The 19,274-nt window shown below is 38.8% G+C and carries 21 protein-coding genes and 1 other RNA gene; 5 read left to right on the top strand and 17 right to left on the bottom strand.

Going from position 1 to position 19,274, the window contains the following annotated elements:
* Positions 1-13 precede the first annotated feature (13 nt).
* From KTV93_RS08475 to KTV93_RS08435, 9 genes are all read right to left on the bottom strand, one after another.
* Entirely contained in the window at positions 14-1,405 is a 1,392-nt protein-coding gene (locus KTV93_RS08475; RefSeq protein WP_218248521.1) for a type III PLP-dependent enzyme domain-containing protein, read from the bottom strand.
* Positions 1,406-1,550: 145 nt separating this feature from the next.
* Positions 1,551-2,198, bottom strand: a complete 648-nt coding sequence (locus KTV93_RS08470) for a thiamine diphosphokinase (RefSeq protein ID WP_230259137.1) — start codon at positions 2,196-2,198, stop codon at positions 1,551-1,553.
* Positions 2,161-2,730 carry a cob(I)yrinic acid a,c-diamide adenosyltransferase gene (locus tag KTV93_RS08465; protein ID WP_218248520.1) on the bottom strand — a complete coding sequence of 190 codons (570 nt, stop codon included), beginning with the start codon at positions 2,728-2,730 and terminating at the stop codon, positions 2,161-2,163. The genes KTV93_RS08470 and KTV93_RS08465 overlap by 38 nt, the downstream gene beginning before the upstream one ends.
* A gap of 34 nt (positions 2,731-2,764) precedes the next feature.
* Positions 2,765-3,487 (bottom strand): methyltransferase family protein, encoded by a 723-nt coding sequence (locus KTV93_RS08460; RefSeq protein ID WP_218248519.1) that lies wholly within the window; start codon positions 3,485-3,487, stop codon positions 2,765-2,767.
* The gene (cmoA, locus tag KTV93_RS08455; RefSeq protein ID WP_218248518.1) at positions 3,487-4,227 is read right to left on the bottom strand and encodes a carboxy-S-adenosyl-L-methionine synthase CmoA; all 741 of its coding nucleotides are present in this window, start codon (positions 4,225-4,227) and stop codon (positions 3,487-3,489) included. Before cmoA ends, KTV93_RS08460 begins: the two co-directional genes overlap by 1 nt.
* 62 nt (positions 4,228-4,289) lie before the next feature.
* Complete coding sequence (locus tag KTV93_RS08450) at positions 4,290-5,132, bottom strand: alpha/beta hydrolase family protein (RefSeq protein WP_218248517.1); 843 nt, start codon at positions 5,130-5,132, stop codon at positions 4,290-4,292.
* Between the two features lie 96 nt (positions 5,133-5,228).
* Entirely contained in the window at positions 5,229-6,122 is an 894-nt protein-coding gene (locus tag KTV93_RS08445; protein ID WP_218248516.1) for a ribokinase, read from the bottom strand.
* 79 nt (positions 6,123-6,201) lie between these two features.
* Positions 6,202-6,843: a DUF4241 domain-containing protein gene (locus KTV93_RS08440; RefSeq protein ID WP_218248515.1), complete on the bottom strand. Its 642-nt coding sequence runs from the start codon at positions 6,841-6,843 to the stop codon at positions 6,202-6,204.
* Positions 6,844-6,858: 15 nt separating this feature from the next.
* Positions 6,859-9,477, bottom strand: coding sequence for a valine--tRNA ligase (locus KTV93_RS08435; RefSeq protein ID WP_218248514.1), 2,619 nt, complete (start codon positions 9,475-9,477; stop codon positions 6,859-6,861).
* A 123-nt stretch (positions 9,478-9,600) separates the two neighbouring features.
* Between KTV93_RS08435 and KTV93_RS08430 the strand changes: the two genes are divergently transcribed.
* From KTV93_RS08430 to KTV93_RS12590, 3 genes are all read left to right on the top strand, one after another.
* Complete coding sequence (locus KTV93_RS08430) at positions 9,601-10,095, top strand: DUF1573 domain-containing protein (RefSeq protein WP_218248513.1); 495 nt, start codon at positions 9,601-9,603, stop codon at positions 10,093-10,095.
* A gap of 75 nt (positions 10,096-10,170) precedes the next feature.
* Positions 10,171-11,040: a polyphosphate kinase 2 family protein gene (locus KTV93_RS08425; RefSeq protein ID WP_218248512.1), complete on the top strand. Its 870-nt coding sequence runs from the start codon at positions 10,171-10,173 to the stop codon at positions 11,038-11,040.
* Between the two features lie 2 nt (positions 11,041-11,042).
* Positions 11,043-11,837 (top strand): CPBP family intramembrane glutamic endopeptidase, encoded by a 795-nt coding sequence (locus KTV93_RS12590; protein ID WP_218248511.1) that lies wholly within the window; start codon positions 11,043-11,045, stop codon positions 11,835-11,837.
* A gap of 28 nt (positions 11,838-11,865) precedes the next feature.
* Here KTV93_RS12590 and rnpB read toward each other — a convergent pair.
* An RNA gene (gene rnpB / locus KTV93_RS08415) (RNase P RNA component class A) lies at positions 11,866-12,191 on the bottom strand.
* A 98-nt stretch (positions 12,192-12,289) separates the two neighbouring features.
* On the opposite strand from rnpB, the gene KTV93_RS08410 reads away from it, so the two are divergent.
* Positions 12,290-13,156 carry a mechanosensitive ion channel family protein gene (locus KTV93_RS08410; RefSeq protein WP_218248510.1) on the top strand — a complete coding sequence of 289 codons (867 nt, stop codon included), beginning with the start codon at positions 12,290-12,292 and terminating at the stop codon, positions 13,154-13,156.
* 162 nt (positions 13,157-13,318) lie between these two features.
* Here KTV93_RS08410 and sucC read toward each other — a convergent pair whose 3' ends face one another.
* The 7 genes from sucC to KTV93_RS08375 form a co-directional block, all read right to left on the bottom strand.
* Positions 13,319-14,512 carry an ADP-forming succinate--CoA ligase subunit beta gene (gene sucC, locus KTV93_RS08405; RefSeq protein ID WP_218248509.1) on the bottom strand — a complete coding sequence of 398 codons (1,194 nt, stop codon included), beginning with the start codon at positions 14,510-14,512 and terminating at the stop codon, positions 13,319-13,321.
* Between the two features lie 113 nt (positions 14,513-14,625).
* Entirely contained in the window at positions 14,626-15,492 is an 867-nt protein-coding gene (locus KTV93_RS08400; RefSeq protein ID WP_218248508.1) for a DMT family transporter, read from the bottom strand.
* Between the two features lie 2 nt (positions 15,493-15,494).
* Positions 15,495-15,755, bottom strand: coding sequence for a zinc ribbon domain-containing protein (locus KTV93_RS08395; protein WP_218248507.1), 261 nt, complete (start codon positions 15,753-15,755; stop codon positions 15,495-15,497).
* Between the two features lie 9 nt (positions 15,756-15,764).
* Positions 15,765-16,304, bottom strand: a complete 540-nt coding sequence (locus tag KTV93_RS08390) for a hypothetical protein (protein WP_218248506.1) — start codon at positions 16,302-16,304, stop codon at positions 15,765-15,767.
* 2 nt (positions 16,305-16,306) lie between these two features.
* Entirely contained in the window at positions 16,307-16,693 is a 387-nt protein-coding gene (locus KTV93_RS08385) for a DUF423 domain-containing protein (protein WP_218248505.1), read from the bottom strand.
* Position 16,694: 1 nt separating this feature from the next.
* A complete protein-coding gene (locus KTV93_RS08380) occupies positions 16,695-16,865 on the bottom strand; it encodes a hypothetical protein (RefSeq protein ID WP_218248504.1) in 171 nt (56 codons plus the stop codon).
* A gap of 3 nt (positions 16,866-16,868) precedes the next feature.
* Positions 16,869-18,200 carry a hydroxymethylglutaryl-CoA reductase, degradative gene (locus KTV93_RS08375; RefSeq protein ID WP_218248503.1) on the bottom strand — a complete coding sequence of 444 codons (1,332 nt, stop codon included), beginning with the start codon at positions 18,198-18,200 and terminating at the stop codon, positions 16,869-16,871.
* A gap of 127 nt (positions 18,201-18,327) precedes the next feature.
* Between KTV93_RS08375 and KTV93_RS08370 the strand changes: the two genes are divergently transcribed.
* Positions 18,328-19,203 carry a DUF4846 domain-containing protein gene (locus KTV93_RS08370; RefSeq protein WP_218248502.1) on the top strand — a complete coding sequence of 292 codons (876 nt, stop codon included), beginning with the start codon at positions 18,328-18,330 and terminating at the stop codon, positions 19,201-19,203.
* Positions 19,204-19,274: the final 71 nt, after the last annotated feature.

The following is a 19,274-nucleotide window of genomic DNA, read 5'->3' as shown; positions in this document are numbered from 1 at the left end:
GCTCCTTGAATTTTTAATATCCTAAAAGTTTCAAAACTTCTTCCGGCCTCTGTTCTTCGCGGAACACTTCGTAGGTGAAATTTCCGTCCTCGTCTTTATTGATTAGAATATGGCGTGGCTGTGGCATCAGGCAGTGGTGTACTCCGCCGTAACCGCCAATAGTTTCCTGATAAGCCCCCGTATGGAAAAACCCAATATACAAAGGTTTTGTGTCGCTGAAAACCGGCAGATAAATCGCGTTCGTATGCTGTTCGGAATTATAATAATCGTCGGAATCGCAGGTTAAGCCTCCTAAGAAAACTCTTTCGTAAGTATCTTCCCAACGGTTGAGCGGCAACATGATAAAGTGTCTGGAGATCGCCCATGTATCAGGCAAAGTCGTCATAAAAGAGGAGTCGATCATATTCCATTTTTCCCTGTCGTTCTGGCGTTTCTGGGAAATAATTTTGTAAAGATGTCCGCCACTTTCGCCAACGGTAAAACTACCGAATTCGGTATAAATATTTGGTTCCTCAACGCCTTCTTCTTCACAGAATTTTTTGATCTGCGAAACGATTTCGTTCACCATATACTGGTAATCATAATCAAAATTCAAAGAAGTTTTAATCGGAAAGCCACCGCCGATATTGAGGGAATCCACTTCCGGAGCAATTTTTTTAAGTCTTGCATACACGCGGAGACATTTATACAATTCGTTCCAGTAATACGCAGTATCCTTGATTCCGGTGTTGATGAAAAAGTGAAGCATCTTAAGCCTCGCATTCGGATGTTCCGCAATTTTCTGGCTGTAATAGGGGATAATATCTTTGTACCCAATCCCTAATCTGGAGGTGTAGAATTCAAATTTAGGTTCTTCTTCAGAAGCAATTCGGATTCCGATATTGAAGGTTGAATCAATACTTTCGGTCAGTTTATCAAGTTCGCGGTAATTGTCAAGAATCGGAATGATGTTTTGAAAACCGCTGTTAATTAAATCAGAAATTTTCGCCAGATAATCGTCGGTTTTAAAACCGTTACAAATCACCTCAACGTCTTTGCCGTACTTGCCTTTTTCGTAAAGCGACTTAATGATATCCATATCATAAGCCGAAGAAGTTTCAAGAGAAATATCATTTTTCAAAGCTTCTTCTACCACAAAAGCAAACTGGCTCGACTTGGTACAGTAACAGTACGTATAGCCTTTTTTATAATCGTTCTTTTCGATGGCTTCTTTAAACCAGGCCTTTGCACGCTGAATATTGGTGGAAATTTTCGGCAGATAATTAAATTTCAAAGGTGTACCAAACTTCTCGACGACCTCCATCAAAGGAATATCGTGAAACTGAAGTGTATTTTCCGAAACGTTGAATTCTTCAGTCGGGAAATACAGGGTTTGGTCAATTAGTTCTGAATATTTAATTTTCATTTCCTGGTAAAAGTATGTAATTGTTAAGACTGCAAATTTGGTGAAAAAAGTTGGTTTTTAGGTTTAAATTTCTTCAATTTTTAAGCGATGTCAACATCATCGATTAGGGTAAATAAGAAGATTTTAAGGTAACGGACAAGCAGCTTTAATTCTCCACAAACACCACTAAGTCGCCTTTCCCGTAATTAATAACCACCGTTTCTTCGGAAGCAAAATTGCGGGTACCTATTCGTTTTGAAAGATCGAGAGTATCGTTATTCAAAGGCCAGTTTAATCCTTTAGTGGTAATATTTTCTGTGAGAGGAAATGGGTAAAGCGAAATAGTTTTTCCTCTCACATTCTCTAATATCAAGTTTTTCGGCGCAAAAAAATAGGTTGAAAACTCATCGTAAAAAGTAATCTCCAATTCATTTTTAAAAAGAAAAGCCACGGTTAAGTTCCCGAGAAAATGATCCATTTCGCCTCCACTTCCACCGTAAACATCGACAGCAGTGATTCCCCTTTCCTGAATAATTTCCAAAGATTTATGAAAATCGGTTTTGTCCTGGTCCGGCGTGAAAATAAATCTGTCGTGATAAATTGCTTCATCGCTTCCTAAATGCGAATCGAAATCACCCGAAATAAAATCTAGCTTATCGAGCGGAAAATTTTTCTCCTTCAAATAATGAAAAGCCCCGTCCGAACAGGCAATCATAGCATAATCTTCCGTCTCCGGAAGATTTTTCGGTGGAACTCCATTGATGAAAAGTAATGCTTTACCGGTCATTTGGATTCCAGTATTCTTCTGACTCATTATTAATTTTAGAAATATACCTTGCCAACACAAACAGGTAATCCGAAAGTCGGTTCAGATATTTGATGAGTTCAGGACGAACTTCTTCGGTTTCATTCAAAAAAACTAAGCTGCGTTCGGCTCTTCTGCAAACCGTGCGGCAAATATGGAGTGATGTTGCAGCTTTTCCACCGCCGGGAAGAATGAAATATTGTAGCGGCTGCAATTCTTCTTCGAAATCGTCCATCCAGTTTTCTAATTCTTCGATTTCAGTGTCTGAAATCACCAATGATAAACGCGATTTTCCGTTGGCTAAAGTCAATTTATCGGTCGGCGTTGCAGATTCGGAACCCACCGTAAATAAATCAAACTGAATTTTTTTGAGCTGCGCCAAAACTTTACCATCTTTGATTTCAGTTTTTGCAAAACCAATAAATGAATTAAGTTCATCGATTGTTCCGTAGGATTCTACTCTGGCCGATGCTTTGGAAACTCTGGTTCCACCATATAAGGCTGTTTCGCCTTTATCACCTGTTTTGGTGTAGATTTTCATAAATAAAATTTTAAAAATTGAATTTCCTGACCGATTATTCAGCCCATTTTTTAGATTTCTTCATGTACCGGATACTGAAATAATACACTGCAAAAACAAGCACCGACATGATCGCTAACATATTTCTGAGTTGATCATCATCGTGCGTAAAATGCGGATATTTAAAAAGCAGAATAAGTGCAATTCCAGAAAGCCAGATAAATTGGGTATTGTATTCTTTAATCAGCCATCTTTTCCATTTGAAATTCATAGAGGAAAAAGTTTTGCCGATTCCCGAAAAATTGGGAAGCCAGCGGTTTACATGATGGGTATACTCAGTAAATCCTTCGCCAAACTTGCCGCGAAGGAAATTTTCTTCCGCCAAGACGATACACTGGTAAATAAAAAGAAAAACCGGCATTACAATCGCCACAAAATACAGGGAATTTGCCAAGATTCCGACACCGAGAAGCATGAGAATGTTGCCAACATAAAGCGGATTTCGGACATGACTGAAAATACCTTCAGTCACCAAACCATCCGCATACACCTTTTTGTCTTTTCCACCCCGAACAATATAAGCCAAACCAATCGTTGCACCGCGGATGAGCTGTCCGCAAACTGTTACCAAAAGCCCCAAAACGATGGGAATCCAGTAGAATTTCCGTCCGAACTGATCTTCACCAAACAGTGGCGGCGAAGGAAGAAACAGGAGAAGATAAAGAACGATGAAAAGTTGGTTCCTGTATTTAAAGAAAAAATTGCCAATCTGTATCATTATATTTTTTTTGCGATGATTCCGGCGAAATTATACCATTTGAAAAAGACTTCAAATTCTTCAAAACCCGCCTCTTTCAACATATTTAAATTTTCGCTCAGTTTATAGGGAATTAACACATTCTCCAGGGCTTCACGTTTCTGGGAAATTTCGAGTTCACTGTAATTATTCCGCCGTTTGAATTCGTAATAATAATCAATAAAACTTCGGTTAAAGGATTTTTCTTCGGTAAGAATTTTTTCGATCAAGATGAACGCACCGCCTTTATTCAAGCCTTCGTAAATTTTCCTCACAATATCCAGTCGGTGAATGGGTCGAATGAACTGAAGTACCAACACCATGGTTACTGCCGAAGCGTTTTCAACCGGTACATTTTGGGTTAAATCGGCTACCTTTAAATCGATTTCGCGGTGCAGATTAAACCTGCTGAGTTTTTCCCGGCATTTGCCGAGCATTTCTTCGGAATCATCAATTCCCACAAATTTTATTTCAGGATTTACAGTTTTATCCATCAAAATCATGGTAGTTCCTGTAGAGCAGCCCAAATCATAAACCAATGAACCTTTTCTGGCAAAATCTTTTACCAGTTCGCTGGTCATCCGCTGCATTTCATCATAATAAGGTACCGATCGGTTTACCATATCGTCAAAAACACCAGCAACCTTATCATTGAACTCAAAGTCATTCAGCTGATCGAGTTTTTCGCGGAAAACCTCATCATTATTTTGTGTTTCGCCCATGATCTTCAATTTATTTATTCAAATATAAAGATTGCAGGGCATTATCTCCACAAAATTCTCGATTATTGAATTTTATCTGAAACAATCTTCCAGAGATTGCGGTTATAACTTCTGAAGAAATTGATGTGACCAATCTCTTTTTTCGGAGATTCTGACACTTTTATTTCCCGGTAGGTTTTCTTTAAATTGGGATATGAATTGTTCATGAGGCTTTCCATTCCTTTCATTGTTACCCACGAATCGTCTTCGGCATGAATGATAAAAGTTTCCTGATTTAGTTCTTTAGAATAATCCTTCCTAATTTTTTCGAGAAGCCGGCTGGTTGATTTCCGATTGAGAATTAAAGTACGCCAGTCATAAGCGCTTCCCTTCGGCAGCGACTCTCCCAAACCAAAGCGATGGGCCGGAAAATAACCTTTTAAAATAACAGCGACAGGAAGTGCAAGACCGAAACCCAAGGCGGCAGTAATCGCCACTTTCCAGGAAAGATGACCGATATAAGCATCCTGAGTTGCCACGAAAATAAATTTTTTAAAAATTGCAGAATCCTCGTTCATGCCCAGAATCAGCGCACCTACCGAATGACCGAGGCAGAATTTGGTATACGCCGGATAATTTTCTTTAATATAACCTGTCACTGCTTTGAAATCCCTGGTTCCCCAAATTCGCATCGAAGCTTCGAATCCTTTCATTTTATGGGGCTTCGACTCGCCGATGCCTCTGTAATCGTAGGTTATTACAGTAAATCCTTTTTCAGCGAAATATTTAGCGAACGAAAAGTAGACCTGCTGTTTTACTCCGGTGGCAGAATTGATGAGCAATAGTTTACTGTTGGAAATTTCGGGTTCGAAAATCCTGGCAGAGATCGGAAAATGATCTGAGGTTTGTAGAACTAGTTCTTTCATAGAAAGCATTTCACTTTTTTAAAGTGAAATATTAAGTTCTAAAATTAACGAATTCCTGTTATTGACAGCCAATTTCACTATGCAGGAGATAACTGTTTATTGTCCCGCGAAGTCTTTAAGATAAGGCAGACCGCGTTGTGAACCTCTGTTTTTGGTTACTTTCAGCGAAACATCATTCCCGAATTTTACTGATTCATCAACAGAATTGCCGTGACAGAGTGCAATCGAAAGACCGGAGACGAAAGCATCGCCCATGCCCAGTTTGTGAAGTACAGAATCGTGATCGTTCCTGTAATATTTCATTTCGGAACCGTTGAAGTACGTAGTAGAATTTGAATCATCCCGTACAAAAAGTTTGTTCGCATACTTTTTCAGAATCTCTTCCCGTTTTTCCTGCCCGAAAACAATGGATAATTCATTGCTCTTTGCTACGATAAAACTTGCGCTTTCCAAAACCTGAACTGAAAGTTCTTTCGCCGGAGAAGCATAAATGCCAACTTTTACATTGTTTTTCTTTGCTAACTCGACTGTAAATTCAACTACATCCATCGGAATTTCAAGTTGGAGCAAAACCAAATCAGCAGTTTCAAAAAACTTTTCAGCATTGGCAATGTGTTGTGGTTTGAGGCAATAATTAGACGCGGGAACCACGACAATAGAATTTACTCCACCCGCAGCGGTAACATATGCCGTTCCGGTGGCGGACTCTTCGGTTTCGGCTACATAACCTACATTCACTCCTTCATCAACCAGATTCCTGAGAATTTGCTGTCCGAAAGGATCTACACCAATACAACCTATAAAATATACGCTTGCACCGAGTCTTGCTGTTCCTACGGCCTGATTCGCACCCTTGCCACCAAAGAAACTCTCCGATTTTATTGCCATCACCGTTTCATTAGGTTTTGGGTGATGTTCAGTATTCAGCACCAAATCTATGGAAGAACTGCCAACAACAATAATTTTCGGTTGTTCAGAAGTGATATTCATAGTTTCTGTAGGGATTTAATAATTTTTGAAGACAAACAAAACTATTCTTTTAATTGCAGATTAAGAAATTATTTAACTTTTAATTAACTTCAATTTCAATGAACTCTGATACAATTTTTACCGGTTCACCATCCACTCCGAAACCGATGTAGCTTGCATAAAATCCTTCGCCATAACCTGTTTCGAAAGCAAAGATATTTCCGGGTTTTTCATCATCTGGCTTCAGGAACGCAAACTGGTCAATAGCCCCATTTTCGTCAAAAAAATATTCATGGAAAAATTCTTCGTAAATTCCCATAAACTCGGCGCCCTTTCGGTGAAATAATCTTGTTTCCAAATGATTGAGGCAATCCTGAGTTTCAACATCCATAAAACAGCCCATCCCGCTTTCAACGGGATACCCGAAAATTTCCTCACCTTTCAGTTCATCGATATCCTGACCCTCGGTTGTGGCAAGTTTCCATTCAGAAATCTGCGCATCACTGAAAACGATTTCTACATACGCGATACAGTTGCTCTCCCTTTCTTTATGCACCAAAACCGGAAAATCACCTTGTGGGAAATTAATTTTAAAAGCAGCCATATCATTGGTAATCAAAGGATCGCAGGCAACGATTTTTCCGGTGGAAAGATGTATTTTTCCTCCATCGAAGGTTTCAATCAAAGGACTTTCAACAAAATTTTTGTTGAAAAGTTTGGCGATATTTTTAAGGTGAGTCATTTTTAAAATGATTGTTTAGAGCGTTTTCATCTTTTCTTCCAATAAGGCAATCTTATCCTGTGCATCCTGCTGTTTTTTACGCTCAGCATCTACAATCTCAGGTTTTGCGTTAGCCACAAATTTTTCGTTAGAAAGTTTTTTCTCAACTGAAATCAGGAAACCTTTCAGGTATTTTAATTCTTCCTCGGTTTTGGTTTTTTCTTCAGCAAGATCAAGGTTTTCGCTTAACGGAATAGAAATTTCTGTTCCGCCCACCAGAAAAGTAAAACTAGGTTTATCGGTCTTTCGTGCAAAATTAATGTCAGAAATATTCGCTAATTTTTTCACGAGATTTTCATTGCTGAAAGATTCTGCGTTGGTGAAAACTTCAACCACTTCTCTTGGTGAAATTCCTTTGCTCTGGCGGTAATTTCTTACCCCGGAAATCATTTCTTTTGAGATTTCAAAGTTTTTGATAAGTTCCTCACTGAAAGGCTTGGATTTTCTTTGCTGCGTAATTACCAGTGCATTTTCCGGTGAACGTTCAGCGATATTCTGCCATAATTCCTCAGATAAAAACGGCATGAAAGGATGGAGCATTTTCATTAATTCCTCGAAATATGCAATTGTCTGATCATAAACTTCTTTGGAAATGGGCTGACCGAATGCCGGTTTCACCACTTCCAGATACCAGGCGCAGAAATCATCCCAAACAAGTTTGTAAACAAGATGTAAAGCATCTGAAATTCTAAATTTTTCGAACTGATCGGCAATTTCGGCAATGGTTTTATCCATTTGGTTTCCGAACCATTCGATTGCCTGCCTGTCGGATTCGTTTGCTTTCATGCTTTCGTCCTGAGACCAGCCTTGGGTGAGTTTATAGGCATTCCAGATTTTGGTTGCAAAATTACGGCCCTGGAGCATTAACTCTTCATCGAAAAGCAAATCGTTTCCGGCAGCCGAACTCAATAGAATCCCTACACGAACTCCATCAGCACCATATTTTTCAATCAGTTCAATAGGATCCGGAGAGTTACCAAGCGATTTCGACATTTTGCGTCTTTGCTTATCCCGTACGATTCCTGTGAAATACACATTTTTGAAGGGAACTTCGTTTCTGTATTCCAAACCTGCCATAATCATCCGTGCCACCCAGAAGAAAATAATATCGGGACCGGTTACAAGGTCAGAAGTCGGATAATAATAATCGATTTCTTTATTTTCGGTATCGAGCATTCCATCAAAAACGGAAATTGGCCATAACCAGGAAGAGAACCATGTATCGAGGACATCTTCGTCCTGTGTTAGATCTGAAATTTTTAGATCTGAGATTTGAGATTTCTGTTTAGCTAACTCCAGAGCTTCTTCAATGGTTTCGGCAACCACGAAATCGTTTTCTCCTTCACCATAGAAATAGGCCGGAATCTGCTGTCCCCACCATAACTGACGTGAAATATTCCAGTCGCGGATGTTTTCCATCCAGTGTTTGTAGGTGTTTTTGAATTTTTCAGGGTGAAATTTCACCTCATCATTCATCACCACATCTAAGGCAGGTTTTGCAATTTCCGACATTTTAAGGAACCACTGAACGGAAACTTTAGGTTCAATCACGGCTCCTGTTCTCTCGGAAGTTCCTACTTTGTTTACATAATCTTCAGCTTTCAGCAAAAGTCCTTTTTCTTCAAGTTCTTTCGCGATGGCTTTTCTAACTTCGAAACGGTTTTTTCCTGCGTAATGCAGTCCGTGGCTGTTTAAATTGGCATCATCATCCAAAGAATCGATCATTGCCAAACCATGACGCTGACCGATTTCGTAATCGTTCGTATCGTGAGCCGGCGTAATTTTCAAAGCTCCTGTTCCGAATTCGATATCGACATAATCATCTTCAATAATCGGTATTACACGGTTTGCAATCGGAACTACTACATTTTTACCTTTTAAGTGCGCATATCTTTCATCATTAGGATTGATGCAGACTGCGGTGTCCCCGAAAATTGTTTCCGGACGCGTGGTTGCCACTGAAAGAAAATCTTCAGTTCCCTCAATTTTATATATTAAATAATAAAGTTTACCATTCTGTTCCTTAAAGATTACCTCTTCATCGGAAATATTGGTTTTCGCTTCCGGATCCCAGTTGACCATACGGTAGCCTCTGTAAATTAAACCTTTGTTGTACAGATCAACGAAAGATTTGATTACCTGCTGAGAAAGCTTCGGTTCCATAGTAAAACGGGTTCTTTCCCAGTCGCAGGAGCAACCAAGCTTTTTAAGCTGTTCGAGTATGGTTCCGCCATATTTGTCGGTCCAGTCCCAGGCGTGTTTCAGGAATTCTTCTCTTGTGATATCCGATTTGTTGATTCCTTCAGACTTCAGTTTTGCTACCACTTTAGCTTCCGTAGCAATCGATGCGTGATCTGTTCCCGGAACCCAACACGCGTTGAAACCCTGCATTCTGGCGCGTCTTACCAATACATCCTGAATAGTATTGTTCAGCATGTGACCCATGTGAAGAATTCCGGTTACATTTGGCGGCGGAATTACAATGGTATAAGGAGGCTTTTCATTGGGCTCTGAATGGAAATAGTTATTTTCGAGCCAGTAACTGTACCACTTGTTTTCCGTTTCCTGCGGGCTGTATTTGTCTGAAATCTGCATAGGATCTTTCTTTATCTTAATAAATGCAAAAATAGGTAAATAAAAAAAATTATTCAGGTATTGAAATAATTTTTAACTTTGTCCTTCAATTTTTATCAATAAATCAAAATAACAATTAAAAATATGAAAAAACTATTTGCAGGTCTGTTTTTAACAGCATCTTTCGCATTTGTATCTGCACAAACTATTTCTTTTGATAAGACTACTTACGATTATGGTACCGTGAAAACCGGTGCTGATGGTCACAGAATGTTTACCGTGAAAAATACAGGTGACAAGCCGCTTATTATTTCCAAAGTGCAGGCTTCTTGCGGATGCACCACTCCGGAATGGAGCCAGGACCCAATCATGCCCGGAAAAACTGCTCAAATTAAAGTAGGTTACAACACCACCATCGTAGGACCATTTACCAAAATTATTGAAGTATTTTCTAACGATACAGAAAGCAGTAGATCCGTAATCACAATCAAAGGAACTGTTGACGGTAATGTAGCTCCTGAAGCTGCTGCCAGAAAAGAGGTACAGGCTGTCGCTGCACCCGCAGCTGAGTTATCTGCAAAAGCAACAGTTGCACCTGCAGCTACTGCCAGAAAAAATGCTAAAAAAGCAGCGAATTAATAATATTCCACAATTTAAAGCTTAAATCACTCCGTAAATGGAGTGATTTTTTTATTTTTAAGGAAAATAAGAATTATGGATTTAGATTTCAGCGACAATTTTATTGTTAAAGGTAAATTTTCGATCAATGATACCGAAACCGAATATAAAAGCAAACTTGAAAAAGAAGATGGAGAGCAGATGCTTGTTGATGAAAAAGTAAAACTCCGTGAACTTCAGGAACGGCTTTATGCAGACTCCGGACAATCTTTACTTGTCGTACTTCAGGCCATGGATGCCGCAGGAAAAGACTCTCTCATTGAACATGTTTTCGGCGGCGTAAATCCTCAGGGCTGCGAAGTACACAGTTTTAAATCGCCAAGTCCGAAAGAATATTCACATGATTTTTTGTGGCGTCATTATATCGCACTTCCAGAAAAAGGAAAAATAGGGATTTTCAACAGAAGCCATTATGAAAGCGTTTTGGTGTGTAAAGTACATCCGGAATATAATCTGAACGAAAAAGTATGGGATTCGGTTTCGGATTTTGATGAAAAATTCTGGGAAGAACGCTACGAAAGCATCAGAAATTTTGAAAAACACCTGTCAGAAAACGGCACCACCGTTATCAAAATTTTTCTCCACATTTCTAAAGACGAACAGAAAAAACGATTTCTCGACCGCATCGATGAGCAGGAAAAAAACTGGAAATTCTCCATGGGAGATTTACCTGAGCGTGCACTTTGGGACCAATACATGAAGGCTTACGAAGACGCCATCAACGAAACTTCAAAAGATTACGCGCCCTGGTTTGTGATTCCGGCGGATGACAAATGGTTCGCCAGAGTTGCCGCGATACAGATTATCATTGATGCACTGGAAGGAATGAATCTGAAATTCCCGAAACTTTCGGAAGCTGACCAGAAAGAGCTGGAGGGAGCAAGAAAGCAATTGGAAAGCGAATAGAGATGACGATTTGGAGAGCGATTTTTGTAACAGTTTCTTTCGTTGTTATTTTAGAGATATTTCAAATAATCCCCATTTTACTGATTGAGGTTTTTGACTTGACCGCTGAAAAACATCTAGTACCAATCGAAATTATTTCCACAAGCCTAAATTTACTCTCTTTTTATATCTATTACCGATTATTCATTAAATCCCCACTGATAGAAACCAACAAAATTCGGACTGTACACTTTTCATCAGTCTTCTTAATTTTCTTTATTGTAGTAGGAATAATACTGTTCAATAAGATTTTTATTAACGGATACAATTACATTTTTAATCACAACTTTACGGTCATAAAGAGTACTCAAAAAATTTCTGAGTTTAATAGCTCTGCTTACTTTTATTTATTTTCCTCAATTATAGCTGCACCAATTATTGAAGAAATTGTTTTCCGAAAGTTTATTTTCATGCAATTGCTGCAGAAAAACTCTCTCTTAAAAGCTATACTTGTTTCCAGTTTCTGCTTTTCAATAATTCATTTTCAGGATCTTAGCAATCTTTTGCCAACCTTCGTTTGGGGCATCTTTCTATCAGTAATATTTTATCAAAGCAAAAATATTATTTATCCCATCGTTACTCATTTTCTTAATAATGTAATCGTATCAATATTTGCCTTTTATAACAATACAATTCCCACGTATTTTCAGGAAATAAAATTCAGTTTGTTGTATTGGCTCATCACCCTTTCGGGACTTGCGATCGTGATTATTTCAATGAAAGTATTCATTAATAAAACCAAAAAAGCAGAAACCTAAATTTCTGCTTTTTCTGTTTCATTAAAAAACCACAAGAAAAACTGTAAGCCGGATTCTGTAAATTCGCCGAAACGAAAATGCCTGTTATTTATCTGCGCTTTACATTACTGCAAAACTTTAGCTGTTTACCCCTCGGTTTTTGGAGCGAGCAACTCCTATCCCGGCGAACCGGGAATCCGATATACTTAACATTGCACCGCAAAGAGTTTACCTGGTTTCACTATAAATTAATATACATACTTTCTGTTGCACTGGTCCTGATCTTGCGACCGACGGGTGTTACCCGCTTCGCTGCTCTGTGGTGTCCGGACTTTCCTACCCCAGTTTCCCGGAATCAACAGGCCGTCTTTCTTGTGGAGGGCAAAGATAATGAATTTTCAAGTTTACCCGTTAACATTCTCTGGACTGAAATTTGTTTGGTCAAAACCTTTTAAAAAGGATATATTTGAAATATGGAAGTAGATGTAACTAAAATTAAATACATAGATATCGTTTACCGCGTTCTGGAACGCTGGTACACCAAATTCGCAGAAACCACACCCAATATCGCCGTCGGAATTATTGTCTTTGTTCTGATTCTGATGATGAGCTCTTATCTGAGTAAAGTTTCAGTAAAGATTTTTCACCGGCTGTTTCCGAACAGCAAAAGCAACTCCATCGTTACGCTGATCGGGGTTTTTAAATTCCTCATTATTTTAATGGGTGCTTTTATCGCTTTTGAAATTATGGGATTGGGCGGATTTGTGATGAAATTCCTGGGAAGTTTGGGTGTTGCCGGTGTGATTGCCGGTGTTGCGCTGAAGGATTTGGTTTCTTCAATGTTTTCGGGAATGCTGATCAGTTTTGATAAAGCATTTGCTGTGGGCGACTATGTTTCAATTAAAGGAATTTCAGGCACCGTGGAAACGATTGGATTTCTTACCACTAAAGTTATCACTGATGAAGGCAAGAAAGTTTACATTCCGAATCAGCTTATTTTCAGTGCGCCATTCATTAATTATTCTGCGTCATCGCAAAGAAAAATTTTCATCGATTTAGAAATCCCCAATAATGAGGACTTAGATAAAGCTAAAAAAGTGATTCTGGATGAAATCCACACTTTTGATTTTGCCGATAATAAGGATTCTGCAGAAGTAATTTTCCTGAAACAAAGTCTCGGAATCTTCTATCTGGAAGCAAGGTTTCAGATGAAAACCGGAGAAAAGATCGCACATATTCGCAGCGAGGCGCTTTTAAGAATCAAGAAAAAACTCGATGAGAACGGAATTCAGCTGGCAACACAGACGCAGATTGATTCCGGGAGTCCGGCTCAGGAATAGTCTTCTTTTTTATAACGGCTCCCTAGCCCTGATTGAAGCGGCACCCTTTTTTGACGAGGAACGAGGAGAAAAAGATAGAGCGGAAAGCAGGTTCCCGGCTCCTAAAAAACAAAAAAAATCCGTTCAAAATTAATTGAACGGATTTTTTATTTAATTGAAATCTTAGTGACCTAAAACTTCTTTTACTTTATTGGCAGCTTCTTCAAGCGTAATTGCTGAATGTACAGGAAGACCTGAATTGTCGATCAATTGCTTCGCTTCGACAGCGTTGGTTCCCTGCAGCCTCACGATCAAAGGAACAGGAAGGCTTCCCATTGCTTTGTAAGCATCCACAACACCCTGAGCTACACGGTCGCAACGTACAATACCACCGAAAATGTTGATCAGAATTGCTTTTACATTCGGATCTTTCAGGATGATACCGAAAGCTTTCTGAACTCTTTCTGCATCTGCAGTTCCACCAACGTCAAGGAAGTTTGCAGGGTTACCGCCAGAAAGTTTGATAATATCCATTGTAGCCATTGCCAAACCAGCTCCGTTTACCATACATGCAACGTCACCGTCCAGTTTCACGAAGTTAAGACCAGCTTCGCCAGCTTCTACATCTGTAGGATCTTCTTCTCTTGTATCTCTTAATACTGCTAAATCTTTGTGACGGAAAAGTGCGTTGTCATCTAAAGAAACTTTAGCATCTACCGCGATAATTTTGTTATCTGAAGTTTTCAGAACCGGGTTGATTTCAAAAAGTGATGCGTCAATACCTACGTAAGCGCTGTATAAATTAGTGATGAATTTTGTGAAATCCTTGAAAGCATCTCCGCTTAAACCTAAGTTGAAAGCGATTTTTCTTGCCTGGAAACCCTGAAGACCAACAGCAGGATCAATTACCTCGTTATGAATCAAATGTGGAGTTACTTCTGCAACGTGCTCAATATCCATACCACCTTCGGTAGAATATACGATCATGTTTTTCCCCTGAGCTCTGTCTAAAAGGATAGAAACATAAAATTCTTTTGTTTCTGTTTCTCCCGGATAATAAACATCTTCGGCTACGAGAACGAAATTCACTTTTTTACCTTCAGCGGAAGTTTGTGGAGTTACCAACTGCATTCCGATGATGTTTCCTGCGTTTTCTTTAAGTTTATCCAAATTTGGCGAAAACTTCACGCCACCGCCTTTTCCACGACCACCGGCATGAACCTGAGCTTTTACTACCCAGCCTTCATTTCCGTTGAGTTCTTTTAATTTATTAGCGGCATCTACAGCTTCTTCGACATTGTTTGCGACAAAACCTCTCTGGATGTTTACTCCATATTTTGCCAAAATCTCTTTAGATTGGTATTCGTGAAGATTCATAATATTTGAATTAGATTTAATTTTTTTTAAAGATTGACAAATTTAAGAAAATTTGAGAAGATAATGATTGAACCTACAAGATTTTTGTCACCAAACGGTTTATAAAGTTAAGGTTACGCTATTTCCTGTTTTTTCTTTTCATAGAAAGTGGTTGCGATGCCTGCCAATATGATGATGCTTCCAATCATCTGAACGGGAGTAATTTTTTCACCGATGAACACTGCAGCCAAAAGCGCCGCAAAAATAGCCTGACTGAGAAGGCTTAGCGAAACGCGGGTCGCCCTCATATTTTGAGTCGCATAACTGATTAGCAGCCACGCAATTAACTGACATACGATTCCCTGAACAAAAAGCGAAATCCAGGCTTGACTGGAAAACCAAAAAAATTCCTCCCCAAAAGCGATATTTACAATGAAGAGAAAAACCGTAGAGAAAATCATACTGTAGGTGATAAAAGTGATCACTTCAACTTTTTCCAAAACTGTTTTGCTTACTAAAATATATAAAGCATATAGTAATCCCGATAAAACTCCGAGGAAAAAAGCGGTGTCTAATTTCAATTCTAAAATCGTGTCAACACCAACGAAAACCATCATTCCCATTAAAGCGATCAATGTTCCCAGCCAGAAGCTTTTTCTGGGGCGGTAATTCAGAAAAACAAATGAAAAAACGCCCACCCAAATCGGTGAAAGATTTGTCAGCAGCGTTGCCTGGGTTGCTGATGAGTGCTGAATCGAGATATTCCAGACGGCAATATCTGAGGCGAAAAGTATTCCGCAAATCGCAATCGGGAGTATCAGTTTACGGTTCTTTAAACCAAGTTTCCCTTTGTAAAGCGCCACAGGCAAAAGAATGGCAGTTGCAATTGCCATTCGGTAAAATGCAGAAATGAGTCCCGACGTAAGATTCATGCGGACGATGACGGGAAATATGGAAATACACAAAATCCCGATGAATAATGCGATTCTTGCTTTGGTCATTTTTAAAATTTTCTACCGACGTCTTTACAGATTTCTAAATAATTCTCTGGCATTTTAGAAAAATAATCAGTCGCGTAATATTCATCTGTATGCGGAATATAAATACTGTACTTTTTTCCTAAAGGAATAAGCGGAATGAAAAATAAGGTGATGTAATTTTTGAAGACTTTAATCTCAGCATTCACCATAAAACCGTTCTTACTGATTTTTCTGGTTTCGTGACCGACTAATTTTTTGGTGTTTCCTGCGATGAAAAAGAACATAAATTCCTCTTATAATTCAGCAAAAGATTTTGCAATGTTCATGAATTCACTTAAATTTTTGTTACGGTCTTTTAACTGGCTCCACGAAATTATTTGATAATAATAAGCCGGAGTTTCAACTACCGTCAGGTGATAAAAAAGATCAGTTTCTGTATGGTCTTCCTCATCGATAAATGTTCCCTGAACCAGTAGTTCTGCGGCATCATTATTACCAATTTTCATCTTCTTAGGTGCGGAAACTGTTTTTTTACCGTTTTCAGCTAATCCATCAAACAGAGACTTTACATAATAATTGCCTGCTTCTGCAATATCTGCAAATGAAACCTGAACTGAGTTAAGATGTTCTTTTTCCGTCTGAATAACAACTACATATTTCTCATTCACCGCATTGCTAAACTGTGCGATAGCAAAATCATTCAGGTTGTAACTTTTAACATAATTGGAAGGAACCGCTATTTTTACAGGTGTTCCTACCTTATATTCTTTCATTTGCTGTGCAGAAAAAACTCCAAACAACAGCACGCTAATAATGGCGAGTTTTAGCTTCATAATTAAATTTTATTCTTCAGAAAATAAAAAATCAGCATTGCCCATGAAATGATCATCATCAGTCCGCCGATTGGGGTAATGGGTCCTAAGAATTTAAAATTCATTCCGGAAACGCCATTGAACGCCAACAGGTAAATACTGAACGAAAAAATAAATGTGCCTGCGATCATTAAAATCGAAATCCATTTTTCTGAAGGAGTTTCGAATTTTAAAATATAACCCACAATGAGTAAAAACAATGCGGAATACATCTGATATCTTACTCCGGTTTCGAAACTCGTGAGTTTTTCCACCGATAAAACTTTCTTTAATGCGTGCGCACCGAATGCACCTAAAATAACGGAAAGCAGTCCGTAAACCGCGCCGACAACTAACGTAAATGTCTTCATATTATAATTCTCCTTTTTGATACATGATTAATAACTGCCCTACAACTGAAAGAATTCCAATTCCAATAAACATCCAGGCAAATTTCTTCGATTTTGCAAATCCCTGATCTTTTGTCGTTTTCAGAAAGACTCCGAAAATTAAAAGCAACAGGCCTAAAAACAGTTGAAACATTTTCTAATTTTTGTTTCTCAAATTATTGAACTCCGTAATCACTTCGTGATGTGTCACGGTTTTATCTTTAAAGTACGTAACGAAATGATTTTTTTCTTCTTCAGTAGCTCCTAACTGATTCAAAATATTGAACAGGTGCATTTTCATATGACCTTTCTGGATTCCCGTAGTTACCAGAGAACGCAGCGCCGCAAAGTTCTGCGCCAGGCCTGAAACCGCGAGAATACTCATGAGTTCCTGCGCGGAAGGCTTTCCTAAAAGTGCAAGCGAAAATTTCACGAGGGGATGAAGATTCGTTAAACCGCCTACAACACCGACAGAAATCGGCAGATCAATCCAGAATCTGAAAATGCCGTCGTCAATCGTGCAGTGTGTCAAACTGGTGTATTTTCCGTCCTTCGCTGCGTACGCATGAGCGCAGGCTGCTGTAGCCCGAAAATCATTCCCGGTCGCGATTACTACAGCGTCAACACCGTTCATGATTCCTTTGTTATGTGTGGTTGCGCGGAAAGGTTCGATTTCAGCAATCGTTACAGCTCTCTTAAATTTAGTTGCAAATTCTTCATTGGAGATTCCGCTGTCGTCTTTCAGATCTTCAATCTTACAGGAAACCTCAGCTCTAACGATACAGTCAGGTGTAAAATTCGATAAAATATTCATCACAATCTGCAGAGAATCTTTTTCCTCCTGAGTAAAAGCTTCTTCATTCGCCACTTCTTCTTTCAAAGTTTTTCCGAATTGCTCCAGACAGGAGTTGATGAAATTAGCTCCCATAGAATCCACCGTATCGAAACTGGCTTTCAGCTGGAAATAATTCTCAAGATCCGCGGTTTTATCGATCAGACGGATATTAAGAATTCCGCCGCCGCGGTTTCTCATGTTTTTGGTGATTTCCTCTGTTGCTTCAAACAGTTTTTTCTTCAGTTTAAAATTGAAAAAATGCTGCAGTTTATGAGGCTCTACATTTAAAATAAAATGGGTATGACCTAATTTTTTAGTATTAATGATGGTCGTTTTGAAACCGCCTTTATCGATCCAGAACTTGGCTGCTTTGGAAGCTGCTGCAACAACAGAACTTTCCTCAACTGCCATTGGTAGCGCCAGCAATTTACCATCGATAAGGAAATTGGGTGCGATTCCGTACGGCATATAAAAGTTGGAAATTGTATTTTCGGAAAACTCTTCGTGAAGCTTCTGAAGCGTTGCATCGCCATTCCAGTATTGCTGTAAAATCTGCTCGTAACTGCGGTCGTCATTAAGATATTCTTTGATGAGCCAATCGATTTTTCTTTGTTTAGAAAGTTTAGAAAAACCTTCTACAGGACTGTGATTCATTGAATTTTAATTTGAAATTCAAAGATAGGAAATTCGGTCGGATGTAAGGCAGTTGGTACTATGTTTTAGAATATGGGAACAGTGAAGAACGATAATCTCGCTTCGGAAATTTAATTATATTTAATAGATGAAAACAGTATTTCTTTCTACTTTATTATTTCTCGTCTTAAGTTGTAATAAAACAACAGATTCTTCAGCTAAAAACAACGGCAGTGAAGGCTCTGAAAGGTTGGAAACACCATCTCTTATAAAAATAAAAAAAGATCAAAACACGATCAAGGAAAGATTTCCTGCACCAGATGGTTACGAATATTCAACTTCACGACCATTTTCCTTTGCGGAATATATTGAATCTTTTCCACTGAAAGCATACGGCTCTCCTATCCTGAAATATGACGGAACAGAAATCGAAACACAACATCTCCATGAAGCTATTTTTGATATTGATACTGGAACAAAAGATTTGCAGCAATGTGCCGATGCGATTATTCGGTTACGGGCAGAATATTTATTTAAATTAAAAAAATACGACGAAATTAAATTTCATTTTACCAGCGGAGATTTAATGACGTGGAACGACTATAAAAACGGAACCCGCGCAATTGTCAATGGCAATGCGGTACAGTTTCGAAAAACAGAAAACTTTGATGATTCCAGAGAAAATTTCCGGAAGTACCTGGATCTGGTTTTTAATTATGCCGGAACGATTTCTCTAAATAAAGAAACAAAGCCGGTCCTGAATACGCGGGATCTAAAAACTGGTGACATCCTGATTACTGCGGGAAGTCCGGGGCATATCGTTTTTATTGCAGGTGTTTCTGAAAATCAGCAGGGAAAGAAACTGTTTTTGCTGGCAGAAGGGTTTACGCCGGCTCAATCGATCCATTTACTGAAAAATCCTTTTGATAAAAAAATTTCACCGTGGTATGATTTAGATGTAAATGCTGACGAAACGAAAACCGCCAGATATTTCTTCAAACCCACCAATTTTAGAAGTTTTTAATCAAATTCCGACGCGACTTCTTATCAGCCGATCAGCACAAAAAAAATCACCGGATTTCTTCGGTGATGATT

The organism is Kaistella faecalis (assembly GCF_019195395.1).
In the GTDB taxonomy this organism is placed as follows: domain Bacteria; phylum Bacteroidota; class Bacteroidia; order Flavobacteriales; family Weeksellaceae; genus Kaistella; species Kaistella faecalis.
This window is presented reverse-complemented; position numbering and strand designations above follow the sequence as displayed.